At 48.6% G+C, this 16,429-nt stretch carries 6 protein-coding genes; 1 reads left to right on the forward strand and 5 read right to left on the reverse strand.

Going from position 1 to position 16,429, the window contains the following annotated elements:
* Nucleotides 1-24 precede the first annotated feature (24 nt).
* From O1Q74_RS12425 to O1Q74_RS12445, 5 genes are all read right to left on the reverse strand, one after another.
* Nucleotides 25-10,167: a type I polyketide synthase gene (locus O1Q74_RS12425; RefSeq protein ID WP_271873549.1), complete on the reverse strand. Its 10,143-nt coding sequence runs from the start codon at nt 10,165-10,167 to the stop codon at nt 25-27.
* Nucleotides 10,168-10,427: 260 nt separating this feature from the next.
* Nucleotides 10,428-11,573, reverse strand: a complete 1,146-nt coding sequence (locus O1Q74_RS12430) for an acyl-CoA dehydrogenase family protein (protein ID WP_271873550.1) — start codon at nt 11,571-11,573, stop codon at nt 10,428-10,430.
* A gap of 323 nt (nt 11,574-11,896) precedes the next feature.
* Nucleotides 11,897-12,169: an acyl carrier protein gene (locus O1Q74_RS12435; protein WP_271873551.1), complete on the reverse strand. Its 273-nt coding sequence runs from the start codon at nt 12,167-12,169 to the stop codon at nt 11,897-11,899.
* Nucleotides 12,170-12,184: 15 nt separating this feature from the next.
* Nucleotides 12,185-13,243 (reverse strand): HAD-IIIC family phosphatase, encoded by a 1,059-nt coding sequence (locus O1Q74_RS12440; protein ID WP_271873552.1) that lies wholly within the window; start codon nt 13,241-13,243, stop codon nt 12,185-12,187.
* Nucleotides 13,244-13,264: 21 nt separating this feature from the next.
* Entirely contained in the window at nt 13,265-14,107 is an 843-nt protein-coding gene (locus tag O1Q74_RS12445) for a 3-hydroxyacyl-CoA dehydrogenase family protein (protein WP_271873553.1), read from the reverse strand.
* 712 nt (nt 14,108-14,819) lie between these two features.
* Between O1Q74_RS12445 and O1Q74_RS12450 the strand changes: the two genes are divergently transcribed.
* Nucleotides 14,820-16,013, forward strand: a complete 1,194-nt coding sequence (locus O1Q74_RS12450; RefSeq protein WP_271873554.1) for an IS4 family transposase — start codon at nt 14,820-14,822, stop codon at nt 16,011-16,013.
* Nucleotides 16,014-16,429 lie beyond the last annotated feature (416 nt).

Raw genomic sequence — 16,429 nt, forward strand, 5'->3', positions numbered from 1 at the left:
AGATGCAGCACTCTGCCTGTAACGTTACATCAGGCTATCAATGAGACACTTCAGGGAGTGTCTTAACCCTGTCAACGCTGCGCTGACGCCTTGCTCATCAACATTACTCAGTATGTCTCGCGCCTGGCGCAATTCAGATAACGGTTCAATCAGCGTTGATGAACTCGCGGTCGTGGACTGCCTCACTAAACGCTCAAGCAATACCAATTGAGACACCCAGCGCTGGATAAACCGCTGGCGCGCTTCTACCGGCATCGCCATTAACCGTTCAGGTTCTTCCAGCAAACGGTCTATCGCTTTCATCCCGATATAATGCTGTTTTCCCGTCTGGTCGAGAATAGCAGCACTGGCCTGCAAATCAGACAACGTGCGCGTGAGCGTCGCTGTCACCAATTCCTCCTGCGGAGGAAATGTGCCGCTGTGCGACAACGATATCACCAGCCAGGGACGGGATTTCTGATAGACTTCGCTGGCCTGCATAAAATCGAGCCCCCGAAAGCCGATCGCCGTCTGCGAAAATTCCTGTTCGCTAATTTCGCCAAAATAGCCGAAGCTGCCATCGTAAACCTGATAGCCGCCCTCGGTGAGCCCCACCAAAACGAAGGCATGTGGGATCAGTTCGTCCTCATCAACGGTAATATCGTCAAATAGCGGTCGTTGCAGATACTCGCTCTTACTCAGGCCATAGGAGGGAGAAAACGGCAAGTAATAATCGGAACCCGTGATAATGACCAGTCTGCCCTGATCCAATTCACTGAGGCAGTAAGCGCGATAGTCGGTCAGATCCGCAAGGAAACGTTTTTCAAACGAGAAGGAGAAGGTTTGCATGAGTGTGGGCCAGCCGAACAATTCGCCATAATGCTGCTGATTGCTCAGTTGCATCCCACCGCTTTCTTCTGTCAATGTCAGCCCCAGCAACAGACTGCCATCCGCAGCACGCATGACACAGTCAGAGCAACTCAGCCCATAATTATGCTTCAGCGCTTCTCTGGCGGCGGAATAAATACAGCTCGCACTGATGTCGTAAAACTCCGGTTTAAAACCCGTGTTGTATCGCCATGCTGCCTCGGATGAGGCCTCGGAAGCGCCGACCTGCCGTTGGAGCTGATGCAAGCTCGTTTGTGAAAGCAGCATATTGATATTCAACGCCATGCCTGCCGATTTCGCTTTGGCAATAACCTGTACTGCCGACAGAGAATTTCCCCCGAGAGAAAGGAAGTCATCCTCATCACGGATATCACTCATTCCAAGTACGTTCTGCCAAATGGCTTTCAATGTCGGCGCTGCGCCCCTCTGTTCATCATTCGGGCGTCCGACAAAAGCGGTGGTGTTGCCAGCAAAAATAGCCTGTAGCAATTTCACATCCGCCGGATAGACTTTCCCTCGCAGCGGCTGCGGCGGTATGTTGATCGGAGGCGTAGAAGAGAGCGGCAGGTGACTGTGCCAATCAACGTTAACTCGCAGCATCGACAACATCCCCAGTGTCTCCATTAGCGAGCTGGTTTCATCCCGCCCCGCACCGATTAGAGAGAGGCAAATATGGCTTTCCCGACAGTCCGCATGAGATTTCACCAGCGATGTCAGCCCCTTACCCGGCCCCACTTCAAGGAATAGCGTGTTCTTATCTGCCAGCAACAGCCGAAGCCCTTCGGTAAACCGCACCGGCTCACGAATCTGGCGCACCCAGTAATCCGCATTGGTGAGCGTTTTAGTACCGCATAGCTGGCCGGTAACGTTAGAGACCACCGGCACGCTCGGTTCAGCAAAAGTTATCGTCTCCAGCACTTGCGCATAGTCCGCCAGAATCGGATCCATAGTCCGCGAGTGGAAGGCACGGTTAACCTTCAAGTACCGGGTTTTGATATCTCTCTGTGCGCAGCGTTGCGCAAACGTGCTGATTTCCTCTTCAGACCCCGCAATCACACACAGCCCGCTGCTATTATCCAACGCCACATCCAGGCTGCCACAGAGCAAACTTTCTGCCACATCCACCGGACACATGACCAACAGCATAGCGGCCTGTTCTGTCGCATTCATCAGACGCCCACGTGCGCAGACCATGCGGACCGCATCGTCGAAGGAAAATACCCCCGCCACCGCTGCCGCCACGTATTCTCCCAGACTATGGCCGATCATCGCCGACGGCTTAACTCCCCAGGCGGCTAATAGTTGCACCAACGCGTACTCAACGATGAAAATTATTGGTTGAGCATATTCAGTATTGAACCAGTTCGTATCGTCATCGTCGGCAAGGAAAAGTTGCTGCAAGTCAATCGCACAGTATCCCTTTGCCGCCACGAATCCGCGCTCGCACCAGTGTTTGAATAATGTATTAGTACGATAAAGATCGCGCCCCATCGCCGCATACTGCATCCCCTGACCAGGAAAGAGGAAGACAAGCTTACGCTCAGCAGCAGGCACATGATTGAAGACAACGTCAGAAGACGGCATATCAAGGCGCTGTAACAGACTTTTCCGATCGGATGCGCAGGCAACAAACAGGCAGGGCATGACTTCGCGCTGCATCAGGCTTAACGCGATGGCATTAATATGATCGGTATCAGTACCACACTCAATCACCCGCTTTATCTGCTGTCTGTAACTATCCAGCGATACCTCGTCCTGCGCCGAAAACATCAGCGGTAAAAGCGGTATCTCATCGCGAAGTTGCACGTCAGTCATCGTCGCTGGCGCCTGCTCCAGTATCAGGTGCGCGTTAGTACCGCCGATACCAAATGAACTGACGCCCGCACGCAGTGGCCCAGCGGAATCATCAAGCTGGCTGTACTGGTTATTAATGACGAATGGGCTATTAGCAATATCGATTTCCGCATTGATTCGGGAGAAATTAATGCTCGCCGGAAGCTCCTTATATTTCAGCGCCAGTGCCGCTTTAATCAGGCCAGCGATACCGGCAGCGGCATTCAGATGTCCGATATTGGATTTAACGCTACCCAGCTTGCAATAATTACGCTTGTCAGTGGCGAAGGCCTGACGGAGTGCTCGAAATTCAATCGGATCCCCCAGGTGCGTTCCTGTACCATGAGCCTCAACAAAACTCAATGATTCCGCGGAAATCCGCGCATCTTGCAACGCTTCCTGAATAACCGCCGTCTGTCCCTGACTACCTGGAGCGGTAAATCCAACCTTGTTGGCGCCGTCATTATTAGTCGCAGAGCCTATAATGGTGGCATAAATGGCGTCGTTATCCTGCAATGCCTGCCGTAGCGGTTTTAAAACCACGACTCCCACGCCGTCCCCGAACACCGTACCATCCGCCAGAATATCAAACGGACGACAGTGCCCTTCAGCAGAATGAATCATCCCCTCTTCTGCCAGATAGCCTGATTTGGCAGGCAGCGTGATCGAAACACCGCCTGCCAGCGCAATATCACACGCGCCCGTCTTTAACGACTGGATTGCCTCATTCACTGCCACTAACGAGGAAGAACAGGCCGTTGACAACACCAGGGCTGGGCCGGTCAGATTTAGCTTATAGGCAACACTTGTCGCCATATAATCCTTATCTGCAACGGTCATCGTACTATACTGACCCGCACTTCCCTCCGCAGTGGCCATCGCCTGCGCTAACCACTGTAAATTGCCTGAAGCGGCGGCATACAGGCCAATTTTTTTAGCTCTGGCTGCCGGGCTGATACGAGCATCCTGCAATGCCTGCCAACAGGCCGTATGAAATGCGCGTACCTGTGGATCCATCTGCCTTGCTTCAAATGGCGTATAGCCGAAAAATTCAGCATCGAATTCGCCTACATGAGGAAAGACGCCTTTCATTTTGACATAGCCGGGATGCGCCAACAGTTCGGCATCGATCCCCTCTTCCAACAGCTCTTCTTTGCTGAAAGTGGAAAGTGATTCCTTCCCTTGCGTAAGGTTCTGCCAAAAGTCATGGATATTCTCAGCACCCGGGAAGCTCCCCGCCATGCCGATAATCGCTATATGATTAGCGTTAATCTCAGTGCTTCCCAGAGGACGCGTGCCCTCTCTATTCACCACCTGAGGCGTTGCCACTTCCGGCTCAACAGATGCCGCGTCAACCGCCACGCTGTGTTGCTTGATGATAAAGTTCGCCAGCGCTTCTGGCGTCGGGTAGCTGAACATATCCACAACAGAGAGAGCGATAGCCAAAGCGTCGGTAATTCGCTGATTAATCTGCACTAAATCTAACGAGTTCGCACCCAGCTTAAAGAAGTTGTCCTGACCCTCTATCTCGCTGATTTTCAGAAAATCCTTACAGATATCCACGATGGTGATGAAGACCTGCTGCTGAGTCAGTCCGGGTTTCGCCTGTACGACACGTGAGTCATATACAAAAGGCCGAACATGGTTTCCGACCCACTGATTAAAACGTAGGTTGAGATCGCCAGTAGAAACACTCACCTGTCCGTTTAACGGCGCTTGCAGAACACGCTCCAGAATAGCCAATCCCTCTTCCGGCTCAATCAACAGCTGCTCCAGCGAACTGCCTAACGCATCGCCAGCCTGACGGCGTTCAAAGATCCACCCATCCCAATTGACACTGACCCAAGGGCGACCCTGCCGATTTTGCTCCTGTGCGAAGCTATCCGCAAAAGCGCTCACCGAACTATAAGCAGAGAAGCTCAACCCGCCAAGAATAGCGGCAATAGATGAACATAGCAGACAAAAATCAATAGGTTGGTCAGCAAGCAGTTCCGACAGAGTCTGAAAAGCCCTCACTTTAGTATCAAACTGGGGCTGGCTGTGCCCAAGCGTCAAATGATTAATACCCTGGAAAGAATCTCCTCGCGTCACACCCGCCGCACAGATCACGCCGTTAAGCGCCCCATAGCGCGTATTAATGGCCTCCAGAAGCTCGCCCATTGCTTTTTTATTACCAACGTCCGCCGCGTAATACTCGACTTCACCTACGCCTAACGCCGTGAGGGCAGACAGCTTCGCAACCCCCTCCGCGTCAACTCCATGGCTGGAAACGTGCGCCCACGTATCCTGGGGGGGTAAAACCCGGCGTCCCACGAGAATCACTCTGGCGTCATAGCGCGTCATCAAATACCGGGCAAACAGTTCCCCCAGATCCCCCAACCCGCCGGTGATCAGATACACGCCGCGCTGCCTGAATCTTGTAGTGGGCACCGCGCCATCGTTGGCCACTGGCTGGTAGCACTTCTCAAAACGAGCCTGCGGCGTTCTTTTCACCATCAGCCGCGCGTCATCGGTACAAAGTTCCTCAGTAATCATCACACACACCTGTTCGGCTGGCGCATCGGCCATCACTTCAAGCAGGCGGGGACAACATTTCGGCACTTCCTGCGCAATAACCTTAACCAAACCGTTGAACAGTGCCTGTTCAGCTACTGCGGCTTTCACCATCAGCAAGCGGTACGGCGCGGTAATCCCCGATGCCGTCCACGCCTGTATCAAAGCGATGACGGAAAACCAGCACGTATTCATCGCTGTGTTTTCACCCAGCGGCCAGGCAAAGACCACCGTATCAGCAACAAAATCAGACTGTGAAAGTGCGGCCAGCAACTGGTTGAAACTCTCTCGCTCCCCCGGAACCGCGCCAAAACATTTATCATCGACGTAATACTCGGCAGCAGGGACAACAAAGCGAACCTGCTGTCCTGAAGCAGCAAAATGCTCACGCAGTCGATCACACCAGTCGAGGTCTGGCGCAAAACAGAGCACCACGTTCGCCTGCCGCACAGACGTTGTGTGTAATGAGATCGGTTGCCACTGCTCGTTATACAGCCATTCCGTCACTGGCTTTTTCACGATCGCGCATTCTGATAACCGCGTTTCGCGTATCTGATCATCACGCGATACCGCCGCCATTGTGTCAACAAACTGATAGCCAGGCAGGCTGATTCGCCCTGCGGACACCGACTGGTAGAATGCTGGCCACACCAGCGTCTCTCCGCGAGTCCACAGTTCGCCCAACACGTTCAGCAAGCAGTGCCGGTCACTAATCTCCTCAAGCGGGTGGCGTAACAAATTCAGCACAGATATTTTCGCCTCCGCTCCGGCAATTTGCCTGACAAACGTAGACAACGTGCGACCAGGTCCAACTTCAAGAAACACGTTTAATTTAGGCTGTTGCAGACAAGCTTCTATACCGCGCTGAAATTCAACAGGTTGGCACAAATGGTTTATCCAATACTCCACGGAACAGGCTTCTTCCGGCGTAATCCAGTTGCCGCTGACGTTAGACAGGAATCCTGACTGCGGCGCATTAAACGCGACTTTCTCCAACTCAGTACGGAATGCCGCCACACCGGGCTGCATCATCGCCGTGTGGAAGGCATGTGATGTCTTTAGCAAGCGACAGCGATAATGGTTTGCCTCCAGCAACGCTTGCACAGTATTAAGCGACGCAATAGGCCCCGCGATAACGCATGAAACTGGCGAGTTGACTGTCGCCAGCGTCACATCATCGGTCAGAAATGGCATAATTTCGTCCCGACTGGCAACCACGCTAAGCATCGCTCCCGGCTGACACGCCTGCATAATGCGGCCACGAGATGCAACGAGTGTCAGCGCCTCAGTCAGGGTCATCACGCCCGCCAGACTAGCTGCGACATATTCACCAATGCTGTGCCCAATCATCGCGCTGGCACGGATACCGAAATTCTCCAGACACTTCGCCAACGCATAGGAAACAACAAAGATAACGGGTTGAGTAATATACGTATTTTGCAGATCCCGTGACCGTGTATCCTCATCCCCTTCGCCATATAAAAGTGCGAGCAGATCGATATCAAAATTCTGCAATAAATGGGCATGACACTCATCGACGATACGTTTAAATTCCGGCAATTCCTGATACCAGCCCTGTGCCATCGCGACATACTGCGCACCTTGCCCAGGGAACATAAATACGACACCGGGGGCAGAGGCATTAACCTCGCGGCTCTGCATCTCACCCTTGGCCAGACGAGACAATTCATCGATCAGCGACGGGATATCCTCTGCCACTATCGCCGCCCGCACAGTGAACTCGCCACGCCCCAGTTGTAATGTGTAAGCAAGATCTGTCAGGTTAACGTTATCAGACTTCGTCTTGAGAGCGTCGCATAATGCGTGCGCCGTCTGCTCCAGCCTCTGGCGACTTTTTCCCGACAGAACAATCAGTTCTGAGCGGTCTTTTCCTAATGTTTTCTGGGAAACGATAGACTGCACCGTTAAATGCACATTGGTTCCACCAATGCCAAAAGAGCTAACCCCAGCACTTTTCACCTTATCATCGCTGCGCCACGGCCTTGATGCCTTGATTAAACTAAAGCGGCTACCGGCCAGTGATACGGGGCTCGTGTCTGTTACGTGGCATGACATAGGTAAGGTATTGTGTTTGAGCGCGAGGACCGCTTTGATAAAACTGGCCACCCCAGCAGCGGTGTTGGTATGGCCGATGTTAGATTTAACACTTCCTAACACGCAGGGGTGCTCAACACCGCCAATGGCTTCCTTAAGCCCTTCGATTTCAATTTCATCGCCAATCAGGGTCGCGGTACCATGCGCTTCGATAAACTCAATATCGCTGGCTTCAACCTCGGCCATACGCAAAGATTGGCGAATACAGTTAGCCTGCCCACTCGCACTGGGGGCGGTATAGCCAGTTTTGTCATGCCCATCGTTATTCACACCAAAACCGGAAATGACACCGTAGAGGTTGTCATTGTCCCGCAACGCATCCTCCAGGCGTTTTAAAGCCACCATCCCAACACCATCGCTAAATACCGTGCCGCTGGCTTCGGTGCTAAAGGGGCGGCAGTGACCATCGGCGCTGTTGATCATCCCCGGCATGTACAGGTAGCCGCTTTTCACTGGCGTGGTGACAGACACACCGCCTGCCAGAGCAAGGTCGCATTGTGCAGAGCGCAGGCTCTGACAGGCCAGAGTAATAGCCAATGCCGAACTGGAACACGCACTTTGTACCGTCACCGCAGGACCGGTCAGGTTGAGCTTATAAGCGATTCGCGTGGTTAAAAATTCACGATCGTTCAGCAATGCGACGCCAAACTGTTCCGTTGGATCGGATATTTCATTTTTAAGCTGCTCCAGCCATGTATGGTTAGAGCCACAGGAGGCGAAAAGTCCCGTCACTGGTCGATATTTCTGATTACCGTATCCGGCATCGTCCAGTACCTGCCACACCGCTTCATGTAGCAGACGAAGCTGTGGATCCATGTATTGAGATTCTCGTACGCTGTAAGAGAAAGCGTCAGCATCGAAGGCAAACGAATCGGCAAGCACGCCTTTCGCCTTGATATAATTTTTCATCTTTAACGATGCTTGCGGCACACCAACAGACAGTAGTTCCTCATCAGAAAAGAAACTGATCCCCTCCTGCCCAGCCAACAGGTTACGCCAGTAGGTATCAATATTCTCACTGCCTGGAAAGCGGCCACTCACGCCGACAACGGCAATCGCATGTTGAGGGTAATCATAAGAGGCGTTACTTACAGCGGCATGAGGCGTTGTTTTCTTCACATAAGGCGTATTACTCGCTGCTGCGCTGGCCTGCTGCTGGTCGCCAATATATCGGGCTAATTTACCGCAATTTGGGTAACGATAATAATCACTGAGTTTCAGGTTCAGACCGTAGGCGGCATTAATTTTGCTGTGCAATTGCGTGATATCGAGCGAACTGGCACCAATATCGAAGAAGTTATCCTCAGGCAACACCGATGTTTTGGCGAAATGATCTTGTACAGTATCCAGGAGGGCCTGCTGTAAATCAGGTGGCACAGAATTTTGCCGCGCTGTCGTCACGGGTTCAGGTCGCCGTTGCTCACACGTGGTCAAACTCGCCACCCGAAACGCCTGACGGTTCGGCAACGTTTGATACAACAGCGCCGTATTTGATGGTGCCTCATGACCTGGATAGTCCTGTACGATAATGTGCGCATTGGTCCCCCCTACACCAAATGCACTGACGCCCGCCATACGCACGCCGCGATCGTTAGCCGGCCAAGGCTTGGTTTCGGTGTTGACATAGAACGGGGAATTCTCCAGATCCAGCTTGGGGTTAATCCGGTTAACGTGCAGCGAAGGAACCAGCGTATTGAAATAAGCGCACAGCACCACCTTGATAAAGGACGTCACGCCAGCCGCCGCATCGCAGTGACCTACATTCGACTTAACCGATCCTAAAGCACATGCACGGCTACGGTGAAAAATACGTTTCAACGCCGCGACCTCAATCGGATCGCCCAATAACGTGCCCGTGCCATGCGCTTCAATATAGCTAATTTGCTCCGCATCAACTTCAGCATAGTCCAACGCATCGCTGATGACGCCCTGCTGACCTAATTCACTCGGAGCGGTAAAGCTGATTTTATCGCCACCGTCATTATTAACGGCGCTCCCCTTAATAATGGCGAAAATTCTGTCGCCATTATTGATGGCATCATCAAGGCGCTTTAACGCCACTACGCCGACGCCGTTGCTAAACACGGTACCGCAAGCCTGCTCATCAAAAACACGTGTTTTGCCATCGGGGCTGTTAATCATGCCCTCCTGCCAAAGATAACCGCTACGGTGAGGATGCGTCACACTTACGCCGCCTGCCAGCGCCACCTCGCATTCGCCAGCCTGTAACGCCTGACACGCCATATGAATCGCCACCAGGGACGTCGAACAGGCGGTCTGCAACGTCACAGAGGGACCACGTAAATTCAGCAACCAGGATATGCGGGTACAAAAAGAAGGATCGTTCAGAGTTGCGACATGAAACTGTTCTGCGGTGGAACTAAACTGGGTATTCAACTCATGAAACCAAGACCACTGACTGCTTCCCCCAGCAAAAATGCCTACTTTACCCACATAGTTTTTCGGTTCAATGCCGGCGTGGTTAAGGGCCTGCCAGCAACTTTCAATCATCAGACGGATTTGCGGATCCATTCGCGTTGCATCAGCGTGGTGAACACCAAAATAATCAGCGGCAAAGTGATAAGGTTGATTAATTACGCCTTTGACAGGAACATAATTTTCCCGTGTGAAGATATCCTCCGGCACGCCGCTTGCTTTAAGTTCATCGGCAGAAAATGAACTGACGCCTTCGGTGCCATTACGCAATAGCGTCCAGAATTCACTCACATTATCAGCACCGGGAAACTGCCCAGCCATACCCACGACGGCAACTTCAAGTCCAGTAGAACTACTTTCCATAATTAACCCTTAATAGCGTTTTCATACCGATGATTAAACAGCGTTTATGCTAAATACCGCTCATCCCAAGCGGAGGCCGGAGGAAATAAAAATGGCAGAACATCATATGATTAATGGTCGGCACATAATTAATATATAGTTTTATTTATCGATTCCGTGATTTATTCGAACTGAGGAGGAAACATTATTATAGTAAATACAAATCTGCCATTTTAATTAAGACGGGTATACGCAGCCTATTTCAGCGATGGTGTTAAAAATCAAACAATAGAGGCTTTGCGGAAAAATTGTCTAAGAGCCTGTTGCGCAATTAAAACCTGCTGAATTTGACTGGTACCTTCAATAATTTCTAATACTCTTGCTTCACGATAAAGGCGTTCAACAGGATATTTATCAGATAATCCATTGCCACCTAAAATCTGTACCGCATTATTAGCAACACGCACCGCAGCTAATGAACTTTGATATTTAGCGACATTCGTTTCCATCAGCGTGTCATAGTTACTCTGACATCGTAATGTACCAATTTTCTCACACAGCGCTTTCGCGGCATAAAACTCTGCGGTTGAATCAGTGATTAATGCTTGAATGAGCTGGTGTTGCGCGATTTTCTTACCGAATTGTTCCCTTTTACGTGCGTAGGTAACCATCTCCTCCAATGCCGCATGAGCTATTGCCACACCAGCCCAGGCGATACTGTAACGGCCATAGAATAACGCCGTATTGGCCACAAAACTTAATCCAGCACCTTCTTTACCAAGAAGGTTACCAGATGGCACATGCACATCAGTAAAACTCAGCTCAGAAAGCCAGGCTCCGCGACTGGCCAATAATCCTGACATCGGCGTACACGCCAACCCTACCGACGCTTTATCAACGATAAATGCGCTGACGTGGTCTGCATTTTTAGCAAAGACCAAAAATAAATCGGCAATGCCAGAATAGGTGATCCACTTTTTGGCGCCGTTAATGACATAGCCAGAGTCCGTTACCTGATAATGGGTCTGTATTGAAGCGGCATCCGTTCCCGCACCAGGTTCAGAGAGCGCAAAGCAGGCAATTTTATCTCCCCGACACATTGCTGGAAGAAACCGCTCTTTTTGTTCGGCAGTACCCAACCGCGCGATAGTTTCGCCAACCAGACTGGTATGAACTGTCAGCGCTGCTCGCGCCGAATTACACCCTTTACCGATCTCTTCAGTCAAATATCCATACGATAGGGGATCAATACCACCGCCGCCATATTCCTGGGGTAATATCGAACCAAGAAAACCCAGATCGGCCATCCGTGCAATCACATCTCGCGGTACACCGCCTTGCCTGTCATATTGGCCGGCTTCTGGACGCAGAATATCGTTAGAAAATTCTTTTGCCCGCTCAACCAGCGGATGAATTGTTGTATTCATATATTTAGTCAGCCTCTCTATAATTCATTCAGTAAAAATTAGTTTCTCACAGATATTCGATATATTTCAACCAAATCAATCCAGTATTCGGCCGACAATATAGTCACTGTATAATCGCTAAATATCCGGTCATCTTGAGAAAACCCAGCCAATATTAACCATCCGGAAAGTTAACTAAAACACTATCAAACGAGACAAGCATAACGTTTATAGCACCTCCCAAAATGAATGACGTCTGAAGAGAAAACCTCCACATTGAACCTGGATATAACATAATACATGAAGGTAGGATGATTCGCAGATAACACAAAATGCCTTATCATTCAGGAAACGGGGGGATCTTTCCTTAAAATCTGTACAAGCTGACACATTTTTTCAATAGAAGAGAAATTTTTTCGCTCAATATATTCATCAGGAACTGAAAGTGAAAATTCGCCTTCAATAAAACACAATAGTCTCATTGAAAAAAGAGAGTTCACCAGTCCACTTAAAAAAATATCAGTATCATCATTGAACTCGATATCATCATCAAAGGTTGTGATATTGTTTTCAATAAAATGGCGTATACTTTCGGCTACAGAAAATGATTCTTTCATTTTTGCACTCTTACTTTATTTAATATCGACAGTGATATAATCAGGGAAGTCTGGGACATCATTCAGGTCATGAGAAAAAGTGAGTGTACCATCCGGCCCCTCCTGAAATTTTTTAAACCCAGAAAACTGATAGGTCACATACATTTGGCGGTTACGCTGCGTACGTCTGAACTCCGCGTGCAACTGGCGTGACATGGCTTTGGCCTGCTGCATAATGTAAGTCAGCGCAACACTTCCTACACCACGAGAAAGAGTTCGACATGACATGAGCAACAGTTTTAAGTAATTCGTATTATCCTGATAGTACACCAAAGCTAGCCCAATTTTGCCGTACGAACCATATTTATCACTCAATTCAAACACGAAAAGATCGTGATCGGCAGACTTCATCAGTTTTTCCAGCTCATCACGACTATAAGTGATACCCGTTGAGTTTAATTGATTAGTGCGCAGCGTTAATTCTTCAGCACGCAGTAAATCTTCAGCTTCTGCTTTCGCTATCGAAAACCGCATATTCAGTTGACTAAGAAACTCTTCAGAGGTGCCAACAAAGTTTTCTTCTTCATTTTTACGCAGAATATCATCCTGATATCGGGACCGTCTCATGGGCGCATCATCAGATACTTCCATGTTAGCCAACTGTGGAAGATCAAGAAGAGAAGCATATTCAGCGGCATCAAAACATGTGATATCTGGATACTTAGCCTGAACCTCATCGCGCTCCATCGCCTGATCGTCAACAAAAATAAAGGTATCGGTCGAAATATTAAGATTTTTCTGTATTCTTTCGATAGATAATGATTTTGGTCCCCAATGAATTTGAGGATAGAGGAAATACTCATCCAGATTGAATTTATGCAATTTGTTTAGAGCGTCTTGTGCATCGTTACGGCTAGCAACAGACTGCAATATTCCCATTGCATCCAGTTTTTTTATAATCTCAGAAATATTCTCCTTTAGTCTAACATCATCCCCTTCTGATAGTACACCATCCCAAAGTGTATTATCCAAATCCCAAATAACACATTTTATCGGTTTATAGTCTCCAGCCGACTGTATATTTAAAGATGCCATTTAATATTCCCCGCTGTTAGCTTAATATTTAAAGAAGCCTTGAGCACTCTTCTTACCCAGCAATCCCGCATCGACCATTTTTTTCAGCAGTGGGCAACAACGATATTTGGGATCCTGGTAACTGTCATATAATACGTTGAGGGAATTCACTACGGTATCCAGACCGATAAGATCGGCTGTTTCCAATGGCCCCATTGCATGACCGTAGCCTTCCTTAAAAATTTTGTCGATATCTTTGGGGGAAGCGACCTTATCCTGCACCAGAAACGCCGCCTCATTCATGAAAAGGTGTGACAACCGGTTAGAAACAAACCCCGGATAATCATCGACAATAACTGCATTTTTATTTAGGCTACGCAACAAGGCTTGCGCAGCGGCCACCGTTTCATCACTGGTGTGAAATCCTTTAATGACTTCAACACATTTTTTAAGTGCAACAGGATTCATAAAGTGCATGCCAATAACCTGCGCAGGATAAGGTAAGCATGATCCTATTTTGGTTATTGAAATACAGCTGGTATTAGCAGCCACCAAGGTTTTTTCATCAATCACCATCGATAGCTGTTGGTAAACATCCTGTTTAGCAGCCAAATCCTCTTTAACGTTCTCAATAACCCAATCGCTGCCTTCGATTGCACTATAAGCACTGGCCACCATTACGCTAGATGACACGGCCTCCTGACTAACTGTTTTAAATGCAGATTCAAGCATCCGATAGTATCTGAACTCATTCTTTAATAGAGATGGTATTTGCGCCGAAATATCTTTATCTTTATCAAGAATAACGACTTCATGGCCATATACAGCACATACTAGTGCCGTGTTTAGCCCCATGACTCCTGCCCCTATAATTGATATTTTCAACCCACCGCTCCTTCATACGCCACAATGTTAATAACCTATTATCACCAATAAATTTAGCCACGCTACCGCCAATTACCTTAATAATCATACTAAGGAAATAGAATAGGATAAAAACCATCGCATTGATGGATAATACCCTCAGTAACTACAGATTTTAAAGATTGCTACAAATCTAATTTTGGTGCTAGCTAAAGACAAAGAAAATTTTTTATCCTATACTTTCAACATTATCACGCTTAATAATAAGTATTGATAAACACAGTAAAACATGTCATCACCAGATTAAGTACGACATATCCAATCATGTTGTTAGACATTGTTCAACCTGTCACTTGTGACAGGCACACTCTAGTTAAAAATTAGAGAGTAATAAATCAACAACTTTCAATTCAGGTAATACCCCGCAATAGACTCATTATTCTTAAAATAAAAAAAGCACCAATAGCTAAAATAAAAAAACATCACCTTGGTAACATCGATAAAATTTAAAAAAATTTGATGACAGTAATGATTGAAAAAAATTTACCCGAAGCCTCCGAAAATACGAAGATCTCTATACTCCAAATAATTCGAGTTTCAGGACAAAAACGGCAAGGCGTTTTTGAGCAGCGCTTGCGCTGACCCGAAGGGCTGAGGAATCCCCAGAAAAGGAGACAGGCATAGAGTTTTATGATCTACTGATTTTCGCCAAAAAATTCAATGAGGTCGCCCTATGCCTGTCCGTAAAGTATGCCAGATTTTTTTCCGTCACGCTTTAGCTTCAACGCATCAATATCGACAACATGCGCTTATTGATTCCACCGCTGCGTTGATAAGTGGTGCGACGCTTTCACTCACCCGTATCGGGCGTTATTTACCCGGCCCTGCTCGCGTGAAAGATAAAATAAAACGGGTTGCTCGCCTTTTGGGAAACACTGCGCTTCATCACGATATCCCGAAAATATTTAATCAGATTACGTCCATGATGACCAAAAACATGCCGTGGTGTGTTATTGCCGTCGACTGGAGTGGCTATCCCTCCCAGGCTTTTCATGTCCTGCGTGCCAGCCTTGTCTGTGATGGCCGCGCTATCCCCTTGATGAGTCAGCTGGTTCCGTCAGAAAAGCAAAACAATATTTTGATACAGAAAGCCTTTCTTGACGCGCTTGCCTGTGCTATTGCCCCGCAAATGAAAGTCACCCTCATCACCGACGCGGGCTTCCACAATGAATGGTTTCGGCATATCAAAGCACTGGGATGGGGCTTTATTGGTCGCATCCGGGGAAACGTAAAATTTTGCCTTCATCATGGCCCGGAACGCTGGCTGAACGTGAAAGACTGTACTGGCACGGCGCGCGCGGAATATCTGGGAGCCGGAACGCTGGCGCGTTCAAAAAAGGCGCAATGCAACGGACATTTTTATCTTTATAAAAAAGCGCCGAAAGGCCGAAAAAGCCAACGTCGCAAAGGGAAACCGAGCCATCCCACAACAGAAAAAGAACAGCGTGCGTCAGCTAAAGAGCCGTGGCTGCTATTTACCAGTACTGATGAATTCAAGCCCCATGAAATCATGAAACTCTACAGCAGACGCATGCAGATTGAACAAAACTTTCGCGATGAAAAGAGTGAGAGATTTGGCTTTGGCTTACGCGCCTGTGGAAGCAAAACGGGTGAGCGGCTTTGGGTGCTGAGTTTGCTGGCAACACTGGCATCAATTGTTCTCTGGTTATTAGGATATCATTTTGAAAATAAAGGTCTTCATCTTCATTATCAGGCGAACAGCCTTAAAAGTCGAAGAGTGATATCGTTTTTGACACTGGCGGAAAATATACTGCGGCATTCACCGCGAATAATCAGGCGAGTGAAGCTGGAGAGTATTTTAGCCCAACTCACCAGCACCTACCGAAATATGGTGCTGGTTTATTAGCGATGATTTTGTGGGGATCCCTCAGCTCTAAAGGGTGACGAATAACGCGGCAAGAGAGGGAGTACCGATGAGCTTACTCAGGTAAGTGATTCGGGTGAGTGACAAATCTGTCAGCGGCAGGTTTGAACGCGGCTTTCAGCGCCCCCAGAGGAGTAAGGCACACGCCAGTGTGCCGAGTAGCGCAGCCAACGCACAGGCACTTTTAAGGATGACGGGTATATGATGGTTTTACGCTAGTCGCGCGGTGGTTAATCAATTGCCATTGTCGGTAATAAAAAATAACAAAACTGGCCTTGGTCTGCTTTTGATGCGAAAAAAATGATTAACACTGACACAGAGAGATACCACTATAACACACTTACCTTATAACCAAATAAGGCTTCACCCAGTTTTCTAGCACAAAGCCAGCTAATTCG

Source organism: Pectobacterium sp. A5351, from assembly GCF_028335745.1.
Taxonomy (GTDB): Bacteria; Pseudomonadota; Gammaproteobacteria; order Enterobacterales; family Enterobacteriaceae; genus Pectobacterium.

Bases quoted from the DNA above. Each gene is read 5' to 3' on its own strand.
- O1Q74_RS12425 (WP_271873549.1), bottom strand. From the start codon at position 10,167: ATGGAAAGTAGTTCTACTGGACTTGAAGTTGCCGTCGTGGGTATGGCT.
- O1Q74_RS12430 (WP_271873550.1), bottom strand. From the start codon at position 11,573: ATGAATACAACAATTCATCCGCTGGTTGAGCGGGCAAAAGAATTTTCT.
- O1Q74_RS12435 (WP_271873551.1), bottom strand. From the start codon at position 12,169: ATGAAAGAATCATTTTCTGTAGCCGAAAGTATACGCCATTTTATTGAA.
- O1Q74_RS12440 (WP_271873552.1), bottom strand. From the start codon at position 13,243: ATGGCATCTTTAAATATACAGTCGGCTGGAGACTATAAACCGATAAAA.
- O1Q74_RS12450 (WP_271873554.1), top strand. From the start codon at position 14,820: ATGCCTGTCCGTAAAGTATGCCAGATTTTTTTCCGTCACGCTTTAGCT.